This is a genomic window from Clostridium sp. K13 (assembly GCF_019734195.1).
Lineage (GTDB): Bacteria > Bacillota > Clostridia > Clostridiales > Clostridiaceae > Clostridium.
Map to the genome: position 1 here is coordinate 22,099 of NZ_JAASHM010000002.1, position 20,402 is coordinate 42,500.

Here is a 20,402-nt window from a genome sequence, read left to right on the forward strand (position 1 = left end):
TAAGTTAATTATTTTTTAGATAAAAGAGAGGGGAGTATGATTATGGCAAATTTAAGTATTGATATATTAGGAATGAAATTTAATAATCCTATTTTTACAGCAGCTGGACCTGGTGCGAAAGATGGAGAGCTTTGTGTGAAAGCAGTTAATGGGGGAGCAGGAGGTATAGTAACTAAAACTATTTCAGAAAAGCCAGCAGATGTACCAAGACCTTGTATGGCAAAAACTAATTCAGGATTTTTAAATACAGAGTTATGGTCAGAGCTACCAAAGGAACAATGGGTAGCAAAAGAATATAAAAGAGCTAAGGAAGCTGGAGTTCCTATGATAGTAAGCATGGGATATACAGCAGAACAAATTTCAAAGGTTGCTCCTTTAGTTAAGCCTTATGCAGATGCAGTAGAGCTTTCTACACATTATGTTGGAACAGATATTGAACCAATAGTTAACGCAATGAAAGCAGCAAAGGCAGTATTAGATTGTCCTGTTTTTATGAAAATGAGCCCACATACAGATATTCAAAATATAGCTAAGGCATTAGAGACAGCTGGAGCAGATGGATTAGTTATGATTAATTCTTTTGGACCTTGTATGGGAATTGATATTGAAACTGGATATCCAATTATGGGAAGTGAAAAAGGTTATGGATGGCTTTCAGGATCAGCAATTAGACCATTAGCTATAAGAAATATTTATGATGCTTCTAAAGTAGTTAAAATTCCTATTATAGGTGTTGGAGGAGTAAGCTCAGGAAGAGATGCGGCTGAAATGTTAATGGCTGGTGCTAGTGCCGTTCAAGTATGTACTGAAGCTATTTTACGAGGACCAACAGTATATGGAAAAATATCTAAAGAATTAAATGAATTTTTAGATAGTCATGGATATAAAGATGTTAATGAAATAATTGGCCTTTCACATAAAAAGGCAGAAGAAAGAAACTTTAGAACAAATGCTATTCCACCAAAGGTATACTTAGATAAATGTATTAAATGTGGACAATGTAAAGTAAGTTGTGTATATGAAGCAATTGAAATAACAGACAAACTACACATAGATGAATCAAAATGCTTTGGATGTGGACTTTGTGTAACAAAATGTCCAAAACACGCACTAACAATACAATATAAGTAAATTGGGAACCAATTTATTAAGTGAAGAGTGAAGAAGTAAGAGTGAAAAGTTAAGGGAATAATTCAGCTAAGCTGAATTAAAAAATATGTATTTTAAGAAACTGCCATAGCAGTTTCAACATTCACTTTTCACTTTTAACTATTCACTCTTACCTTGAATAAAATTGTACATATTAATGTTGGGAGGAGTGGGTATATGGTTAATTTTTTGCTTAATGGAAAAGTATGTGGTATAGAAAAAAATGAATCTTTAATAAGATTTTTAAGGGATAAAGAAGAGTTAATATCAGTAAAAAATGGGTGTGGGGAAGGAGCTTGTGGAGCTTGTATGGTCTTAGTTGATGGAAAAGCAACTAGGGCGTGTATATTAAAAGGAGATAAAGTTAAAGACAAAGCTGTTATTACTGTTGAAGGATTAGATGAGAATTATAAAAGGGCATTTGCTTACTCTTTTACAAAGGTTGGTGCTGTTCAATGTGGTTTTTGCATACCTGGAATGGTTATAAGTGCTACAGGGTTATTTAATAAGACATTAACACCAACATTGGATGAGGTAAAGACGGCTCTTAAGGGAAATATATGTAGGTGTACAGGATATAAGAAAATTGAAGAGGCTATATTACTAGCGGCTGAAATTATAAGAGAGAATAAGGAAGTTCCATTAGTAAAATGTAAAGGATTGGTTGGAGATTCTTTAGGAAGAGTTGATGCAGAGGATAAGATATTAGCATTAGATGGATATTGTGATGATTTGAAAATCGAAGGAATGTTGTATGGTGTAGCGCTTAGAGCTGAATTTCCTAGAATGTTAGTAAAGAATATTGATTATAATGAGGCCTTAAAATTAAAAGGAGTAGTTAAAGTTATTACAGCTAATGATATACCTGGAAATAGATTTTGTGGACATTTGAAAAAGGACTGGCCAGCTTTAATTGCAATAGGAGAGGAAACTAGATATGTAGGTGATGCTATTGCTTTAGTTGCGGCAGAAAGTGAAGAGATAGCAAGAAGGGCTATAGATTTAATTAAAGTAGAGTATGATAAGTTAATACCTATGACTTCTCCAGAAGATTCACTTAAAGTAGGTGCACCAGAACTTCATAAGGGTGGCAATATACTAGCAAGAGAAGTTCTAAAAAGAGGCAATGTTGATGAAGTTATTAAAAATTCTAAGTATGTTGTAACTAATACTTATTCTGTTCCATTTACTGAGCATGCTTTTTTAGAACCTGAAAGCGCATTAGCAGTTCCGACAGATGAAGAGCTAGTAGTTTATACTGGAACTCAATCAGTTTATGATGATTTACATGAAATTACATCATTACTAGGTGTAGAAGAAAATAAAGTAAGAATAATATCTAAGTATGTTGGCGGAGGCTTCGGTGGCAAAGAAGATATGAGCTGTCAGCATCATACAGCATTACTTGCATTTTTAACTGGAAAGCCTATAAAGATGGCATTGAAAAGATCGGAGAGTATAAAAGTTCATCCAAAGAGACATGCAATGAAGATGGAATTTACAACTGCTTGTGATGAAAAAGGAAAATTAACAGCAATGAAAGCTAAGATTATTGCTGATACAGGAGCTTACGCATCTTTAGGAGGACCAGTATTACAAAGAGCATGTACTCATGCAGCAGGTCCTTATAATTATCAAAATTCTGAAGTTGAAGGTATAGCAGTTTATACAAATAATCCACCAGCAGGAGCCTTTAGAGGATTTGGAGTAACTCAATCAGCATTTGCAAATGAGGCTAATATAAATCAGTTAGCTGAACTTGTAGGTATATCACCTTGGGAGATACGATGGAGAAATGCAATTGAACCAGGTCAAGAATTACCAAATGGACAAATTGCAGATGCAGGAACAGCATTAAAAGATACTTTATTAGCTGTTAAAGAAGAATATGAAAAAAATGAATTTGTAGGAATAGCATGTGCATTTAAAAATGCAGGTATAGGAGTTGGCCTTCCCGATATAGGAAGAACTATATTGGAGGTTAAAGATGAAAATGTTATTATAAGAACCTCAGCAGCTTGCATGGGACAAGGTATAGGAACTACTATGACACAAATAGTATGTGAAACTTTAGATTTAGACGCAAGTGTTGTGAAATGGATAAAGCCAGACACTAAGTTAACTCCAAATGCAGGAACATCAACTGCATCAAGACAGACATTATTTACAGGAGAAGCTACAAGAGTTGCAGCTTTAAAATTAAAAGAAGCACTTAAAACAAAAACATTATCTGAGCTTAATGGGCAAGAGTTTTATGGTGAGTTTTATGGAAAAACTGATAAAATGGGAAGTGATAAGAAGAATCCAGTAAGTCATGTAGCTTATGGATTTGCCACTCAAGTTGTGGTTTTGAATAAGGATGGAAAGGTTGAAAAAGTTATTGCAGCTCATGATGTTGGAAGAGCAATAAATCCTTTAAATGTTGAAGGGCAAATTGAAGGTGGAGTAGTTATGGGACTAGGATATGCATTAACGGAAGATTATCCATTAAAAGATTCGATTCCAACTGTTAAATTTGGAACTTTAGGACTTTTTAGAACAACTATGGTTCCAGAAATAGAAAGTATTATAGTTGAAAAAAATAATTCAGAATTAGCATATGGTGCTAAGGGGGTTGGTGAAATAACTTGTATACCAACAGCACCAGCAGTACAAGGGGCATATTATAAGTATGATGGTATTTTTAGAACTAAGTTACCTTTAGAAAATACTTATTATAAAAGAAAGAAAGTATAAATTAATTTTTAACCTTCAGTTTGAGAGAAATCTCTACTGAAGGTTAAAATCATTTATCTTAAAATCTTATAATAAATAGTTATTGAATTAAAAATATATAGAATTAACATAAGAATATAGATTAGGTACATATATATAAGAGTAATATAAATTTTTTGGAGTGATTGATGGCAGATAAAAGTAAGTGTAATGAACTTATATATAGTGATAATAGATATGAGTATTTAATAGAGTATATAGGTAATTTTTTAGAAGAAATAGAAAAATTAGATTATGCTTGTGTATATGTAATTACAGAAAAATTTGCAATAGCATATATTGATGGTGATAGGATTTATGAGTTAGTTAAAGAAGTACCATCTATTTTATTCGTAAATTACAGAAGTGTTTTTGTTTTAGAAGGAACATCATTTGAAGATGTAAGTAATATAAAGCCAATTAAGATAAATCCATATTTAGATTTAAAAGGGTCAGGAGTTATTGTTGGTATAGTAGATATTGGAATAGATTATATGAATAAAGAGTTTATAAGTTCTGTTGGAAGTAGTATAACTAGAGAGCTAGATGTCTCTAAAATTATGAAGACTTTAAGTTTTAAAATTTGGGTTAGAAGACCAAATATAATGTCCATTGATATTATATCTCCATCAGGAGAAAACTAAGGAAAAATACAAGCTTTTTTAGGGGGACAGAAGTAAATAAATTTATCTTTGAGGAAACTACAGTTAGTGTACAATATTTTTTGCCAGATGAGATAACGGGAGATGAGTTAATATTTATTGGATTTTTTAATTTGCAGCCAGGAGTGTGGAAAATTAGAATTTATGGAGATTATATTCTTAGATGGAAAGTATAATTTATGGTTATTACTTAAGGTTGCATTACTTGGAGATACTAGATTTAGCGTCCCAGATAATTATGGAAAAATTACAAATCCTAGTGCTAGTAGATATATAATTTCTGTTGCTAATTATAATCAAACTAATTTCAATTTAGTAGCATCATCTGGTTTAGCTTTTTTAGAGCCTAAATATAATCAAATTGATATTGCAGCTGGGGGAATAAATGTTAAAACAACAGGAGTAAATAATATAGTAAAAATAATTTTGATAATTAATGTATATAGTATAAATTACAAAAATATTTTAATAGTATAAATAATATTAAAGGATTTTTAATTATAAAAAGGGGATAAAGGAGATTAGGAAGTGAAAGATTTAAATTTACTTGTAGTTTTTATAGAGGGGGTATTATCATTTTTTTCACCATGTATATTACCTATTTTACCAGTTTATCTAAGTATATTATCTAATAGTAATACTGAAACATTAAAAGGTGGACAAGATAAGTTTGTAAAAACGTCATTATTTAAAAATACAATTTTATTTGTTTTAGGAATTTCAACTACATTTTTTATATTAGGCTCATCCGTAAATATATTAAGTTCATTTTTTATTAAAAGTAAAGATTATATAATGCTTATTGGCGGAATAATTATAGTATTTATGGGTTTATTTTATGTAGATATAATTAAATCAGCATTATTAAATAGGGAAAAGAGATTTAATGTACAAATAAAAGAAATGAACTCTTTATCTGCATTTATATTAGGATTTACTTTTAGTTTTGGATGGACACCTTGCATTGGCCCAATATTAGCATCAGTACTTATTATGGCATCAAGTTCAAGTAGTTCAATCATGGCTAACTTATTAATCCTTATATATACAATTGGATTTGTTTTACCATTTATAATAGTAGCAGCATTTTACAATAAATTATTTAAAGGTATAGATAAAATGAAAAATTATATGGGAATAATAAAGAAGATATGTGGAGTTATTCTTATAATAAGTGGATTAGTTATGGTTCTTAATGGTTTTATAAGTATTAATCAAGACAAACAATATAATAGCATAAAAAAACATGAAATTATAAATGAGGATGAAGAAAATGGAAATAAAGAGAGTGCTAAAGAGTTTATACTGAAGGATCAATATGGAAATGAACATAGTTTAAGTGAATATAAGGGGAAGACTATATTTTTAAATTTCTGGGCAACCTGGTGTCCTCCTTGTAGAGGTGAAATGCCTGATATAGAGGAGTTATATAATGAATATGGAAAAAATAATAATGAAATTATAATATTAGGAGTAGCGTCACCCAATTTAGGTAGAGAAGGTTCAGAGGATGATGTAATAAAATTTTTAGAGGAGAATAATTATACATTTCCTGTGGTTATGGATTTTGGAGGAGAGCTAGTTTATAAATATGATATAAGTGGATTTCCAACAACATTTATAATTAATGATGAAGGTGAGATAGTTAAAAGGTTTGTTGGTGCGATGGATAAGAAAAACATGATAACTATAATAGAAAATGCTAGATAAAACTTAACATCATATAAATAAGCTGTTATATGTAAAGCAGCTTATTTATTTTTTTATTTATTAAAAAATGAATTTTTATAAAAAGTTTAATTTAATTTAATTCAAAATTAAAGTTGTAAAAAATTACAAAAAAGTTAAGGATTGTTGACTGGTAAGAAATATGATGTTAATATTAAGTTAAATTTAGAAGAAAAAAAATTAAAAAAAGTAAAAAATAAAATAAAATGCAACAATATTAAATAAAAAGGTTTAATTTGTAATAAGACTTTGTTGTTATTGTGCAAACTAATAACAGTAAATGATCATAGGCAAAACTGGAAAGGATACCGGAAATAAGTTACGTTTTATTTAGAATAAAAACGAAATATTATTTAAAGAGAGATGCTATTTAAGATTAAATTTAAAGTTTAACTTAAAATATTAAATATTATGAAAAAAGGGGGGAGAATAATTGTGAAAAAAAGAAAATTTGATATATTCAAATTTTTAAGTATCTTTTTAATTAGCATAATCATAATGGGATATTTTCCTAGAAATGAAGTTATAGCTGATACTGTTAAGGTTGGTCAAAATAATGCAGATTATCTTGGAAACGTTACCTTTTACAATTATTATGGAAAGTATCAAACATCAGATACATCAGATGATGAACATGGAGATCATTATTCATTTGAAAAATTTAATCAGAAGGTATCAGATTATGCATCTAAAAATGAAATGGAATATCCACTATATTTTGGGGATTTTAATGGGGCAGCAGGAAATTCTAATAAGCCAGAACAAGATCCCTTAAAAGGACAAACATTAGGTGGAAGTGCTTATAGGTTTTATTGGGCAATTAATAGAGCTAATCGTAATGCGAATTATTCAGCGTCTTTGCAGGGAATAGTTAGTGAAAATTTAGATAGTCAAGGGTATATTACCCAAAATAGTACAGGTGGTTTTTATACAACAGATGAAAATAGTAATAAATATTATTATGGAGAAGATAATTCTTCGATAATGGGAGCAGGAGATAGATGGTTTAAATACGAGGATAAATTTGGAAGGAGTGGGACGTTACAAATATGGCTCGATGGGAATGATAGTAATTCTATTTGTGAAAGAATTAAAATTACTGCTAAAGAAAAAGACTACTCAAGCACTAGTAAGTATTTAGTATTTGAAGTTTATAATGACGGAACTGGAAATTCAGGTTCACCATATATTTCTATAGAAGATGGAAATTTAAATAAAATTGGGGGATGGGCAGAAGGTTTTACGACAACGTATTCTGATAATAAAATGCCAGCAAAAGGTTCAGGATGGAAAAAGATAATAATAGATTTAGAAAAGTTGAAAAATAATTCAAATTTTGATTTTTCAAATATAGCCAATATTTATTTAGGATATTGGGCTAGTGGAGATATTTATATTAATGACATAAGATTTGTAGGTGAAATAGAAAGTACGCAAGTTAGATTACCTTATTTTGATGAAAGTTTTGTTACAGGAAATGTAGGAGAAACTATAAGTAATTTAGAGTTTCCATTTAAAAAAAGATTAAAAACGGAAAATGGATTAGATACGTATTACTATACATTTAGTAGTGGTAAAAGTGGATATAAATTTAATAGTAGTAATATCACAGATGTAGTTAGAATTAATAGAGAAACTAACAATTTAGATTATTGGTTCGATGTTTCAGATAACGACAATAGTATTATTGTAAGAGATATGAATGGAACAAGTGGCTGGGGAACAGGAAAAAATGAACCAGGATTTTTCCCTTTTAATAATCCATTAGATAGCTCTAACGCAAGTAAATTAAATTATGGATTTGGATCAAAAATAGAGATTCAATTTAAGTTAACAGCTGATGGAAAAGTAAAAAATATTCATGGTAAAGATGTTCCTATAGAGTTTAACTTTAAAGGCGATGATGATGTTTGGGTATATATTGATAATAAGCTTGAACTTGATATGGGTGGTGCACATAGTCAGACTACTGGGAAAATTGATTTTGCATCTAGAAAATCAACAGTTGATAATGTGGTAATAGGTGACTTAAAAAGTAATTCTTTATATCAACCGGTTGAAGCAGTTACTAGTAATTTAATTTTACCAAATGATTCATATGCAAGTGATGGAAAATATGATACTGATAAAATTCATACACTTACATTATTTTATATGGAAAGAGGGATGATTGAATCTAACCTTTATATGGATTTTAATTTTATTCCTTCAGATAATGAATTAATAGTTGAAAAAGAAGTAGATACTTCTGGGGTTAATGAAGTTTTATCAAACAAAACAACAGAGATAGCAAATGATATTGATTTTGGATTTAATGTATCTGAAAATAAAGTTTTAAAGCAGAATTTAGATTATAAGATAAATGTTAATGGTGAAGTAAGTGATAAGACTATGAATGGTGATACATTTACATTAAAGCATACTAATTTAGCAACATTTTATAATAGATTTACTGAAGGAAGTAATGTTGTTGTAAATGAAAAGCCAGACAATAGATTTAGTACAACCTGGATTACGAAAGATCTTTCAGATAAGAATAATGAAATAGTACTTGGTAAAGGAGAAGGAACTATAGCTAGTGAATTTAGGATTCCTCATAGTACTTCATTATATGAAAAGTATATTTATTATACAAAATTTATTAATAAAATAAAAACAGGAAGATTGAGTATTTGCAAAGAAATAGAGCCTCTAAAGGAAGATAATATTGATAATTATAAAGATGATGTATTTGACTTTAAGGTAACCTTCACTTCTATATTAGGAAATGAAATAGATCCTATAAATTATAATGGTAAATATTATGTTTCAGGTGAAGGAATAGATGGGGAAATTGAAAAAAATGCAGTAAAGATTGATGAAAATTGGGTAATTAAATTAAAAACAGGACAAACTGCTGAAATTAGAGATATTCCAATAAATACAAAGTATAAAATAGAAGAAATCTTAGGCGATAAATATGAGGTAGTAAGTATAAATAGCAAAAAACCAGATAATGGAAAATCTCTTATAGAAGGAGAGATAACTTCATCAACTGATATAAATAAGGTAACTTATATGAATAAGAAAAAGCTTAGGGATATTAAATTAATTAAAGTTGATAGTAGTGATTCAAATATTAAGTTACAAGGTGCTGAATTTACTTTAAATAAGTTAAAAGAAGATGGTAGTAATGATGAAAAGTTTGAACAAAGGATTGTTACTACAGATAAAACGGGATTGGTTTATTTTAAGGATTTACCTTATGGAAAATATATACTCATTGAAACTAAATCACCAAATGGATATGAATTACTGAAAGAACCTATTACATTTGATATAAGTGAAAATGATAAAGCTGTTATTACAATAGAGATTAAAAATAAGAAAAGTATTGTTTTACCAACAGCTGGAGGAAGTGGAATAACTAGAGGTAACTATATTGGAGTTATGTTAATAGGATTAGCTACAGTGTTATATTTATTTATTATAGTAAGAAAGAAAAAATATAGATTAAATTAAATATAAATGTTTATTTTGAAAGGAGATTGTTTCTGAAAAAACAGGAAACTTTTCCGAAATGTATAAATTGTTTTTAGGTAATTATGGTTTTAAAAAATTAAAATTACTTAATATAAATTATTAAAAAGGATAGAAATAGGGGGAATTTTTATGAAAATTACTAAAAAATTTAGAGGCATATTAGGCCTTACATTAAGTGCAATGCTTGCATTAGGAAGTGTTACTACTAGTGCTACAACAAGAAATGAGGGTACTGTATTACCAGACCCAAAGGCAAAAGGATCTATTACAATTCATAAATATGCAATGGAGTCAATGCCTAGTCCAGGAACACCAGCAAATGGTTTAGAAGATGATAGCCAACTTCCATCAGGAGCAAAGCCATTAGAAGGAGTATCATTTAAAATTGAAAAAGTTGAAGATAATACATTACCTGAACAAATAGTAGGAAATAATACAGAAGCTGTAGTTAGAGATGAGAGTTTTACTGCCCAAACAATTACAACAGCAAATGGAGACGGTGAAACAATTAAAGGGGTAGCTTCAATAGGTGAATTACCACAAGGTATATATTTAGTTACAGAATTAGATAATGCAGGGGTTTTAAAAAAAGGAAATCCTTTCTTAGTAAGTATTCCAATGGCACATCCAACAATAGCAAATTCTTGGTTATATGATGTACATGTTTATCCAAAGAATGTAGTTGCAGGTGGACCAAGCATTGATAAAGATGTTACTAGCGAAGGGAATAAACATGAAACAGCAGGAATTGGTAAGGATGTTAAGTGGATTATTAAGCCAAGCATTCCAGCTGATATATTAGATGCTAAAAAGTACGATATTATTGATGAGTTAGATAAAAGATTAAATTATACAGATAACTTAGAAGTTTACTTTGTTAAAAATGGCGAAAAAGTAGGAATTGATCAAACATATTATAGTCTTGAAGCTCCAAAAGCTAAAAATGATACAAAACCAGAAAATGGTGGTGGAACAATAAAAATTTCATTCAATGAACAAGGGCGTAGATATTTAGCAACACAATTTAATGAAGGCGTATCTAGCATTAGAATAGCTTTTACAACAGTAATTAATACTTCAGCAGCTTTAGTTACAGAAATACCTAATAATGTTACTTTAGATTATACAAACAGTTTTGGTACTAATACAGAATATAATCCAAGTCAAATACCAGAAGTACATACTGGTGGAGTATTATTAGAAAAAGTTGATGCTTCTGATAATAGTGTAAAATTACAAGGTGCTAAATTTAAAATATATCCAAGCTTAAAAGATGCTAAAGATGGTACAAATGCAATAGTTAATCCAGCAGATAAAACTCAAGAGTGGGAAGTAACTACAGGTGAAGATGGTAGAGCTATATTTGCAGGTCTTTCATATGGAATAACGGGAAATAACGTAAGTACTGGTTCAACAGATTACTGGATAGTAGAAACAGTAGCTCCAAGATATGATTCAAATGGAGATGGTGAAATAACTGAAGCAGACAAGCAATATAACTTATTAAGAGAACCATTAAAGGTAACTGTAAATGCTACATCACATTTAGAAAGTAATAAAGTTACAGTAGAAAATAGAAAATTTACATTACCTGTAACAGGTGGTATGGGTACAGTTATATTCACTTTAGGTGGATTAGCAATTATGGGTGCAGCAGCATTCTTATATATGAGAACAACAAAAAGAGCATAATAATATAAAAAAATTAGGGGGAGGATTACACTCTCCCTTTCTGTTATAGGTGACAACATGAAGACAAAATTGATGAAAATATTGATAATTTTAATATTTATATTAGGTTTAGGAATATTACTATATCCTATTATAAGTAACTTACTTATGAATGTATTTCAAACAACTGCAATACAAGAATATAATTATACTGTTGAACAAATGGAAGAAGATAGAATCGAAAAAATTCTAAATGAAGCAAGAGTTTATAATGAGCAGTTTAAAAATACAATAGTTGTAGATCCTTTTTCACAAGAAGCTGAAAATAATGTAAATAGTGAATATAATGAAATTTTAAATATAGATGGAACTATGGGATATATAGAGATTCCTAAAATAGACGTTAATCTTCCAATATTTCATGGAGTAAATGAAGATGTTTTAAAGCGTGGAGTAGGTCATATAGAAACTACACCACTTCCAGTAGGTGGAGAAGGTAATCACTCTGTGTTAAGTGCACATAGGGGACTACCATCAGCTAAATTATTTACTGATTTAGATAAATTAGAAATAGGTGATGTATTTACCATTAAAATGCTAACTGAAATTTTAGTATATAAGATTGATCAAATAAAAGTTGTGGAACCTACAGATACACAGGATTTACAAGCAGAGCTAGGAGAGGATTATATAACATTAATAACATGTACACCTTATGCAGTTAATACTCACAGATTATTAGTAAGAGGAACAAGAATTGATACTGATAAGTATTTAGCAAGTATTAATAATAATGAATTAGATAATGAAAAGGAAAGTTGGGAGTATTTATTTATAATTATAATATTAGTATTTATTATTTTAATATCTATTTTTATATTTAAAAAATTAAAAGGTAGGATAAAAAATGAAAGAAAAAATTAAAAAAATAATCATAATTATAATTTTTTTTATAGGACTTCTAGTTTTTATATATCCTATAGCAAGTAAAATAATAAATAACTATTTGATACAAAGAACTATTTCTAATTATAAGGAAGATATATCTAATGTTATCGTAGCAGATAAAAGTGAGAATCAATCATCAGATATAAAAGAAGATAAAAGTGATGTTTATATAAAAGAAAATATAGATGAATTGTATGATAATATGCAAACCTATAATGAAAATATATTTAATGAAGGGCAACAAAATTTATTAGATCCTTTTTCATATGAATTACCTAGTTTTGATTTATTAGAGATTGGATTTAAAGAGAATATTATAGGATATTTAACTATACCTAAAATGGATATAGAAGTTCCTATTTATTTAGGTGCAACTCAAGAAAATATGAAAAAAGGTGCAACACATTTAAGTGAAACATCTATACCTATAGGTGGAATTAATACTAATTCAGTAATATCTGCTCATAGGGGAATGAAGACTCATCCAATGTTTAGAGACATTGAGGTATTAGAGATAGGTGATGAAGTTAAAGTAACTAATATGTGGGGAGAGCTTACTTATAAGGTTATGGAAACTAAAGTTATAACTCCAGATCAGATATCAGAAGTTCTTATACAAGAAGGAAGAGATTTAATAACTTTAATCACATGTCATCCATATACTAAAAATTATCAAAGATATGTAGTATATTGTGAAAGGCAAGAAGGCATTGATTATCAAGAAGATGATGATGTGTTAAAAGAGAATGATATAAATACTAAAAAAACTTATAATATAGTTAATATTGAAAGTTTTTTTAGATATATAGGAATAGTTCTAATTATAATTTTTGGGGGATATATTGCTTATAAAACAATAAGAAGGAATAAAAATTTATAATAAATTTATTAAATAAGTTGCTCATGAAAATGGGTAACTTATTTACGTTTAAAGTTATGTATTTATAAAAAGTTCTAACAGTTTTATATAAAGAAAGTTGTTATTTAATTTGTTTTTTATATTTGTATATAATAATAGGTATATTAACTATTAAAGATAAAGGGGTACATATGAAAAAGACATTATATGATTATAAAGAAGCAATAAAACAACTACCATTAAAAGATAAATATACAAAAGATGAGATATTAGTAGATAAGTTTTTGGTAGATAAAGAAAAAAATATAGAAATATATTATGCTCCACATAATGAATATTTAAATCCAAAAGCAAAGATATTTATTATTGGAATAACTCCAGGGTTTCAGCAGATGAGTACAGCTATAGCTACAGCAAGAAAAGAGTTAGAGATAAGTGATAATATTGGGGAAATACAATATAAATGTAAGGTTGCTGCTAGGTTTAGTGGAAGCTTAAGAAAAAATATTATTTCTATGTTAGATGGAATTGAACTTAATACTATATTTAATTTAAAAAGCTGTAGTGAATTATTTGAAGAAAAAGATTACTTATTACATACTATATCTTTAATACCATATCCTGTTTTTATTAAAGGTGAAAATTATAGTGGTCATACTCCTAAGCTAATTAAAAGTGAGTTTTTAATGAGATATGTTTATGATAATTTTATAAATGAATTTAAAAAATTAGATGAGTCAGAAAAGATATTATTAATACCTTTAGGAAAAGCAGTTGAAGAGGTGTTATTAAAATTGAAGGAGAATGAAATTATACAGGAAAATCAAATTCTTATGGGATTTCCACATCCTTCAGGTGCAAATGTTAATAGGGTAACACAATTTGAGAATAATAAAGATAATATGATTAAATTTATTAAAAGGTATTTTAATTAGTTTATAATTAAATAAACTTAAGTAATAAATGGGGGAAGAATAATGAGAGAATATGATGATATAAAATATAAAAGTGAATGGATATCTGTAGAGGAAGTTGATAAAGGATGGTCAGAAGATAAAAAATTTCATATAAGAACTAAGGATAATAAGAATTTACTACTTAGGATATGTGATGTATCACAATATGAAAAAAAGAAAAAAGAATTTGAAATTATAAAAGATTTAAATAAAAGAAGTTTAAATATGTCAGTTGCTATTGATTATGGTATATGCAATGCTGGAAAATCTGTATATTCATTATATTCGTGGATAAATGGTGAGATGCTATAGAAAAAATAGATAAGCTTAGTAAAAAAGAACAATATAATTTAGGGGTTAAATCGGGAAAATATTTAAAAGAAATTCATTGTATTACTGCACCAGAAAATATAGAGAATTGGGAAGAAAGATTTAATAATAAGATAGATAAAAAGATAGAGAATTATAAATCCTGTGGAATTGTTTTAGAAAATGATTATAAGATTATTAAATATCTTGAAGAGAATAGAGAACTTTTAAAAAATAGACCTCAATGCTTTCAACATGGAGATTACCATATAGGAAATATGATAATTACAGATAATAATGAATTGGGAATTATAGATTTTAATAGATTTGATTATGGTGATCCATGGGAAGAGTTTAATAGAATTGTTTGGTCTGTTGAAGTGAGTCCAGAGTTTGCATCAGGATATATTAATGGATATTTTGAAAATAATGTACCCAATGATTTTTTTAAACTAATGCTGCTATATATTTCAAGCAATCAAATAAGTACTGTTGCATGGGCTAAGTCCTTTGGAGAAAAAGAGGTTGATATAGCTATAAATCAAACTAAAAGGGTTATTCAATGGTATGATAATTATAAAAATTATATACCAAGCTGGTATATGAAATGTTAATAGACAATGATTAAATTTTATATTATAGGAGGAGATTGCAATGAGCAATTTAAAGAAAGCTATTTTTGCTGGTGGATGCTTTTGGTGTATGGTAAAACCTTTTGATTCATATGATGGAGTCAAAAGGGTAGTAGTAGGTTATACAGGTGGAAATATAGTCAATCCAACATATGAACAAGTATGTAGTACAGAAACAGGGCATTATGAAGCTGTAGAAATTACATATGATGAAGAGGTTGTTAAGTATGTAGAATTAGTAGAAGCATTCTTCATGAGTATTGATCCAACAGATGAGGGAGGTCAATTTAATGATAGAGGAAGAAGCTATGAAACAGCTGTGTTTTATGTTGATGAAGAACAAAAGAAAATTGCAGAGGATTATAAATTAAAACTAAATGAAAGTGGAATATTTAATAAACCTATAGCTGTAAAAATATTAAAATCAAAAGAGTTTTATCCGGCAGAAGAGTATCATCAAGATTATTATAAGAAAAATCCATTTAGATATAAGGCTTATTATGTTGGTTCAGGAAGAAAGCAATTTATAGAAGAAGCTTGGAGTATATCAGATAAAAAGAAAGAGGCGCTTAAAGAAAAATTAACACCACTTCAATACAAAGTTACTCAAGAAAATGGTACTGAACCTCCATTTGTTAATGAATATGATAATCACTTTGAGGAAGGTATATATGTAGATATAGTTACTGGAAAACCACTATTTTCGTCTAAGGATAAATTTAACTCAGGATGTGGATGGCCAGCTTTTTCAAAGCCTATTAATAATGGGTATATAAAAGAAAAAGAAGACTTTAGCCATGGGATGTTTAGAACTGAAGTTAGAAGTAAATCAGGAAATTCCCACTTGGGTCATGTATTTACCGATGGACCTAAAGAATTAGGGGGATTAAGATACTGCATAAACTCAGCGGCATTAAAATTTATTCCTAAGGATAAAATGAAAGAATTAGGATATGGGGATTATTGCGATAAGATATAGGGTAAATTGGAGACAGTAGAATAGTATTAATTTGTATTTGGTAGTTGAAATATATTGCGAAGAAATCTATTAAGTGAAAAGTGAAGAAGTAAGAGTGAAAAGTTAAGGAAATAATTCAGCTTAGCTGAATTAAAAAATATATATTTTAAGAAAATGCCATAGCAGTTTCAACCTTAACTTTTCACTATTCACTCTTACCTTGAATAAAATTGCTTCGCAATATATTAATTAAACATTATTTTTAACATGAATTATTTGTCCGTTTTTAATATAAGCTCTAGGAACTCTCTTTTTTAATAAGCAAAGAACTTCATAGTTTATGCTATCCATGCATTTAGCAAGATTATCAGCATTAAATTTAATTCCATTGCTTTCACCAAGTAATATAACTTCATCACCAGGTTTAACATCATCTATATAAGTAACATCAATCATAAATTGATCCATACAAATGTTACCTACTATAGGAGCTAGCTGTCCATTAACAATAACTTTAGCTTCATGTTTTAAAGTTCTGATATATCCATCGGCATATCCAATAGGAATAGTAGCAATTTTACTTTTTCTAGATGTTTTAAAAGTCCTATTATAGCTAATATACATACCGCTTTCTAATTCTTTAACATGAGCAATTCTAGCTTTTAATGTTAAAGCTGGTTTAATTGATAAGTTTTCTTTTTCTACTTCATTTGAAGGATAATATCCATAAAGAATAATTCCAGCTCTTACAGCATCTAAATAGGTATTAGGTAAATCTATAATTGCAGCACTATTAGATGCGTGCTTTAAAGGTATATTAACTCCAGCATCTTCAAGCTTATTAATAAAGTCATAAATTTGATTAAATTGGTATTGAGTATAATCTTTATCTTTTTCATCTGAACTTGAGAAGTGAGTAAAGATTCCAATAACATCTAATCCATCTAAAGTACAAATCTCACAAATAGCCTTAAAGCTTTCATCTGTAGGAAGGAAACCAATTCTGCCCATACCAGTATCTAATGCTATATGAACTTTTGCTTTTTTATTAAGACTTAGTGCTAATGATGATAATTCTTTAGCATAATCTAAATCATAAATTGTTTGTTCTATATCATAATTAATTAACTCTTCACCTAAATATAATGGAGTGTATCCAAGAATCATTATAGGAGCTGTAATATTATTATTTCTAAGTTCAACTGCTTCAGTAAGCATTGCAACAGCAAGTCTTGAAGCTCCATTTTCTAAAAGGCAAGGAGCAACATCTAGAGCACCATGTCCATAGGCATCGGCTTTTACTACAGCCATAACTTCCTTGTTGCCAGCTAATTTTTTTATATTTCTCATATTATTTGCAAGTATATCTAAATCTATTTCAGCCCATACAGGTCTCATTATTTTATCCATTATTGCACCTCTAATTTATTTACATCTTAGTATTATTGTAATAAAAAATATATAAAATGATAAGTACCACGTGACATTTAAATTTTAACAGTAGTGGTACTATTGTATTTAGAAGTAAGTAGTTTGATAGTATATTTTACGTTATAGAATTTTCTTTAGTGATAAAATAAGAAGTTTTAAATATAAAGTTAGTATTGTATTAGTTTTTTCATTGAATAAAATAAATAGTAGTATATAATAATTTTAACTAATATTATAAATAAAGAGGATGAAGTATTATGACAATGAAATATAAAAAGCCGGAATTATTAGCACCAGCTGGTAGTTTAGAAAAGTTAAAAATAGCATTCCAATATGGAGCAGATGCTGTTTATTTTGGAGGAGAAGCATTTTCATTAAGAGCAGCAGCACAAAATTTTTCATTTGAAGAGATAAAAGAAGGTGCAGAATTAGCTCATAGCTTAGGAAAGAAAATGTATTGTACAGTAAATGTAATGCCAAGAAATGAAGGTATAGAAAAGTTACCAGAATTTTTAAAGAGCCTAGAAGAGGCTAAAGTAGATGCAGTTTTAGTATCTGACCTTGGAGTTTTTAGAACGGTTCAAAAACATACTAATTTACCAATACATATAAGTACACAAGCTAATACAGTAAATTATGAAGGGTGTAATATGTGGCATGATCTAGGAGCTGAACGTGTAGTTTTAGCTAGAGAATGTTCTTTAAAAGAAATAAAAGAAATTAGAGAACATATTCCAGAAGAATTAGAGTTAGAAGTTTTTGTTCATGGAGCAATGTGTATGTCATACTCAGGAAGATGCTTACTTTCAAGCTATATGGCAGGAAGAGACTCAAATAGAGGTGCATGTGCGCAGAGTTGTAGATGGAAATATTCATTAGTGGAAGAAAAGAGACCAAATCAATATTTTCCTATTGAAGAAGATCAACATGGTACATATATAATGAATTCAAAAGATTTATGTATGATAGAACATTTACCAGAACTTTTAGAAGCTGGCATATCATCATTAAAGATAGAGGGAAGAAATAAAAGTGAATATTATGTTGCTATAGTTGTTAATGCTTATAGAAAAGCAATAGATTTATATTATCAAGATCCAGAAAACTATAAGTTACCTAAGGTGCTAAGAGATGAAATGTATAAGGTGAGTCATAGAGAATATAATACTGGATTTTTCTTTAGTGAACCTAAAAGTGACGCAATAATTTATCATACAAATGATCATGTTAGAGAATATGATGTTGTTGCTATAGTACATGAATATGATGAAGAAACTCAGATTGCATTATGCAAGCAAAGAAATAAATTTGTAAAAGGAGATAAAGTAGAAATACTAACTCCAGGTGAATTTGGAGAAAGCTTTGTTGTTGAAGAAATTTATAACGAAGATGGAGAATCTATAGATGGATGCCCACATCCAGGTATGATGTGTAAAGTAAAAGTACCATTTAAGGTTAGTAAGAATAGTTTCATAAGAAAAGAATTAGTTTAAAGTTGAATATATAATTTAATATTTAATAATTAACCACAATGTATAATGAAGAGTATGATAGTACTAAGCATCACGCATTGTGGTTTTAGTATTTTATACGAAATTTATAATTATGAGGTAAATTATTGATAGTCAAATGTTATTGTATATAATTACAGTGTAGGAATAAAAAGGGGGAAGGGTTGAGTGTAAAAGAGTATTTATTAGAAATATATAATGAAATTCAATTTGTGAGAGGGTAAGAATGAGTGAAAGAGAAAAAAGTTTATTAAAAAAATTATTATTAATAGCAATACCCATAGCAATACAAAATCTTATTAATGTTGGGGTAAGTGTAACTGATACATTAATGATAGGAAATATAGATGAGTTACAGTTAGCTGGAATTTCACAGGCAAATCAGCCATATTTCATTTTTACAACATTAATTTTTGGACTAGCATCCGGAGCTATGGTTTTAAATTCACAATATTGGGGTAAAGAAGATACTAATTCAATAAAATCAATTATGGCATTTATGATGAGAATAGCCGTTGTAGGTGGATTACTAGGCTCTATAGTAGTACTAGCTTTTCCAGAACAGGTAGTATCAATTTTTACCAATGAACATATAGTTATAAAATATGGTGCTAGATACATAAAAATTGTAGGTATTTCATATATATTTTCTGCTTTTACAGGCGTTTACTTAATGGGGCTTAGAAGTATACAGAATGTTAAAATATCTATGTGTATATATGGTTTGTCTTTTGTATTAAATGTATTTTTAAATTATATTTTAATTTTTGGTCATTTAGGCATGCCACGATTAGAAATTCAAGGGGCAGCAGTAGCAACATTAATAAGTAGAATATTTGAAAGTTTATTAGTGATTATATATATGTATAAATTTGAAAATCAAATTGGATATAAATTAAAAGATATATGTAGAAAAACTCGTATGTATTGGAGAAGCATAGCAAGATATAGCTTACCGGTTTTATTAAGTGAAATAAATTGGGGGCTAGGAATTTCGGTACAAGCAGCTATAATTGGAAGATTAGGATCAAATGTAATAGCTGCAAATAGTTTTATTAATGTATTTCAACAATTGGCAGGTATTGCGATTATGGGATTTGGTGGAGGAGCAGCTATAATTGTCGGAAATCTTATTGGAGAAGGTAAAAAACATGAGAAAGAAGTTTTAAACTTTTCAAAGCTTTTAGTAAAGCTTAGCTTTTTATTAGGAATAATCATTGTTATTGGAATAATATTAATAAGGCCAATATCACCATATTTTATAAAGGCATCTAATGAAACAGCGAAACTAATAAAAGATATGCTATATGTA

The 20,402-nt window shown here is 28.6% G+C and carries 16 protein-coding genes (1 of these 16 running past the window's edge); 15 read left to right on the forward strand and 1 reads right to left on the reverse strand.

The window, feature by feature from the left end; genetic code table 11:
- Positions 1–42 precede the first annotated feature (42 nt).
- From HCG76_RS01640 to msrB, 13 genes are all read left to right on the forward strand, one after another.
- Positions 43–1,131 carry a 4Fe-4S binding protein gene (locus tag HCG76_RS01640; RefSeq protein WP_221700942.1) on the forward strand — a complete coding sequence of 363 codons (1,089 nt, stop codon included), beginning with the start codon at positions 43–45 and terminating at the stop codon, positions 1,129–1,131.
- Between the two features lie 195 nt (positions 1,132–1,326).
- A complete protein-coding gene (gene xdh, locus HCG76_RS01645; RefSeq protein ID WP_221700941.1) occupies positions 1,327–3,885 on the forward strand; it encodes a selenium-dependent xanthine dehydrogenase in 2,559 nt (852 codons plus the stop codon).
- Between the two features lie 167 nt (positions 3,886–4,052).
- Positions 4,053–4,547 (forward strand): hypothetical protein, encoded by a 495-nt coding sequence (locus tag HCG76_RS01650; RefSeq protein WP_221700940.1) that lies wholly within the window; start codon positions 4,053–4,055, stop codon positions 4,545–4,547.
- Positions 4,548–4,664: 117 nt separating this feature from the next.
- Positions 4,665–5,042 carry a hypothetical protein gene (locus tag HCG76_RS01655; RefSeq protein ID WP_221700939.1) on the forward strand — a complete coding sequence of 126 codons (378 nt, stop codon included), beginning with the start codon at positions 4,665–4,667 and terminating at the stop codon, positions 5,040–5,042.
- A gap of 51 nt (positions 5,043–5,093) precedes the next feature.
- On the forward strand, positions 5,094–6,275 hold the full coding sequence (locus tag HCG76_RS01660) for a redoxin family protein (protein ID WP_221700938.1): 1,182 nt from the start codon (positions 5,094–5,096) through the stop codon (positions 6,273–6,275).
- Between the two features lie 453 nt (positions 6,276–6,728).
- Positions 6,729–9,794: a SpaA isopeptide-forming pilin-related protein gene (locus HCG76_RS19315; RefSeq protein ID WP_221700937.1), complete on the forward strand. Its 3,066-nt coding sequence runs from the start codon at positions 6,729–6,731 to the stop codon at positions 9,792–9,794.
- Positions 9,795–9,944: 150 nt separating this feature from the next.
- Positions 9,945–11,507: a SpaH/EbpB family LPXTG-anchored major pilin gene (locus tag HCG76_RS01670; RefSeq protein WP_221700936.1), complete on the forward strand. Its 1,563-nt coding sequence runs from the start codon at positions 9,945–9,947 to the stop codon at positions 11,505–11,507.
- Positions 11,508–11,564: 57 nt separating this feature from the next.
- Positions 11,565–12,410 carry a class C sortase gene (locus HCG76_RS01675; protein ID WP_221700935.1) on the forward strand — a complete coding sequence of 282 codons (846 nt, stop codon included), beginning with the start codon at positions 11,565–11,567 and terminating at the stop codon, positions 12,408–12,410.
- Positions 12,394–13,314 (forward strand): class C sortase, encoded by a 921-nt coding sequence (locus HCG76_RS01680; protein ID WP_221700934.1) that lies wholly within the window; start codon positions 12,394–12,396, stop codon positions 13,312–13,314. Before HCG76_RS01675 ends, HCG76_RS01680 begins: the two co-directional genes overlap by 17 nt.
- Before the next feature lie 170 nt (positions 13,315–13,484).
- Positions 13,485–14,228 carry a hypothetical protein gene (locus HCG76_RS01685; RefSeq protein WP_221700933.1) on the forward strand — a complete coding sequence of 248 codons (744 nt, stop codon included), beginning with the start codon at positions 13,485–13,487 and terminating at the stop codon, positions 14,226–14,228.
- Positions 14,229–14,270: 42 nt separating this feature from the next.
- Positions 14,271–14,561, forward strand: a complete 291-nt coding sequence (locus HCG76_RS18915; RefSeq protein ID WP_260458148.1) for a hypothetical protein — start codon at positions 14,271–14,273, stop codon at positions 14,559–14,561.
- Between the two features lie 5 nt (positions 14,562–14,566).
- Complete coding sequence (locus HCG76_RS18920) at positions 14,567–15,172, forward strand: aminoglycoside phosphotransferase family protein (protein ID WP_396020906.1); 606 nt, start codon at positions 14,567–14,569, stop codon at positions 15,170–15,172.
- A 40-nt stretch (positions 15,173–15,212) separates the two neighbouring features.
- Entirely contained in the window at positions 15,213–16,169 is a 957-nt protein-coding gene (gene msrB / locus HCG76_RS01695) for a peptide-methionine (R)-S-oxide reductase MsrB (RefSeq protein WP_221700932.1), read from the forward strand.
- A 228-nt stretch (positions 16,170–16,397) separates the two neighbouring features.
- On the opposite strand, the gene alr is transcribed toward msrB, so the two are convergent.
- A complete protein-coding gene (alr, locus tag HCG76_RS01700; protein WP_221700931.1) occupies positions 16,398–17,558 on the reverse strand; it encodes an alanine racemase in 1,161 nt (386 codons plus the stop codon).
- A 278-nt stretch (positions 17,559–17,836) separates the two neighbouring features.
- Here alr and HCG76_RS01705 point away from each other — a divergent pair, with 278 nt between their 5' ends.
- Both HCG76_RS01705 and HCG76_RS01710 read left to right on the forward strand, forming a co-directional pair.
- Positions 17,837–19,072: a peptidase U32 family protein gene (locus HCG76_RS01705; RefSeq protein ID WP_221700930.1), complete on the forward strand. Its 1,236-nt coding sequence runs from the start codon at positions 17,837–17,839 to the stop codon at positions 19,070–19,072.
- Between the two features lie 244 nt (positions 19,073–19,316).
- On the forward strand, positions 19,317–20,402 hold the 5' portion of the coding sequence (locus HCG76_RS01710) for an MATE family efflux transporter (protein ID WP_221700929.1). 267 nt of this gene lie beyond the right edge of the window; the window shows 1,086 of its 1,353 coding nt (coding positions 1–1,086); the start codon lies at positions 19,317–19,319; the stop codon falls past the right edge of the window.

Coding starts and splice junctions, on each gene's coding strand:
- HCG76_RS18915 (WP_260458148.1), top strand. CDS start 14,271: ATGAGAGAATATGATGATATAAAATATAAAAGTGAATGGATATCTGTA.
- HCG76_RS01640 (WP_221700942.1), top strand. CDS start 43: ATGGCAAATTTAAGTATTGATATATTAGGAATGAAATTTAATAATCCT.
- HCG76_RS01675 (WP_221700935.1), top strand. CDS start 11,565: ATGAAGACAAAATTGATGAAAATATTGATAATTTTAATATTTATATTA.
- HCG76_RS01650 (WP_221700940.1), top strand. CDS start 4,053: ATGGCAGATAAAAGTAAGTGTAATGAACTTATATATAGTGATAATAGA.
- HCG76_RS01670 (WP_221700936.1), top strand. CDS start 9,945: ATGAAAATTACTAAAAAATTTAGAGGCATATTAGGCCTTACATTAAGT.
- HCG76_RS01705 (WP_221700930.1), top strand. CDS start 17,837: ATGACAATGAAATATAAAAAGCCGGAATTATTAGCACCAGCTGGTAGT.
- xdh (WP_221700941.1), top strand. CDS start 1,327: ATGGTTAATTTTTTGCTTAATGGAAAAGTATGTGGTATAGAAAAAAAT.
- HCG76_RS01680 (WP_221700934.1), top strand. CDS start 12,394: ATGAAAGAAAAAATTAAAAAAATAATCATAATTATAATTTTTTTTATA.
- msrB (WP_221700932.1), top strand. CDS start 15,213: ATGAGCAATTTAAAGAAAGCTATTTTTGCTGGTGGATGCTTTTGGTGT.
- alr (WP_221700931.1), bottom strand. CDS start 17,558: ATGGATAAAATAATGAGACCTGTATGGGCTGAAATAGATTTAGATATA.
- HCG76_RS01685 (WP_221700933.1), top strand. CDS start 13,485: ATGAAAAAGACATTATATGATTATAAAGAAGCAATAAAACAACTACCA.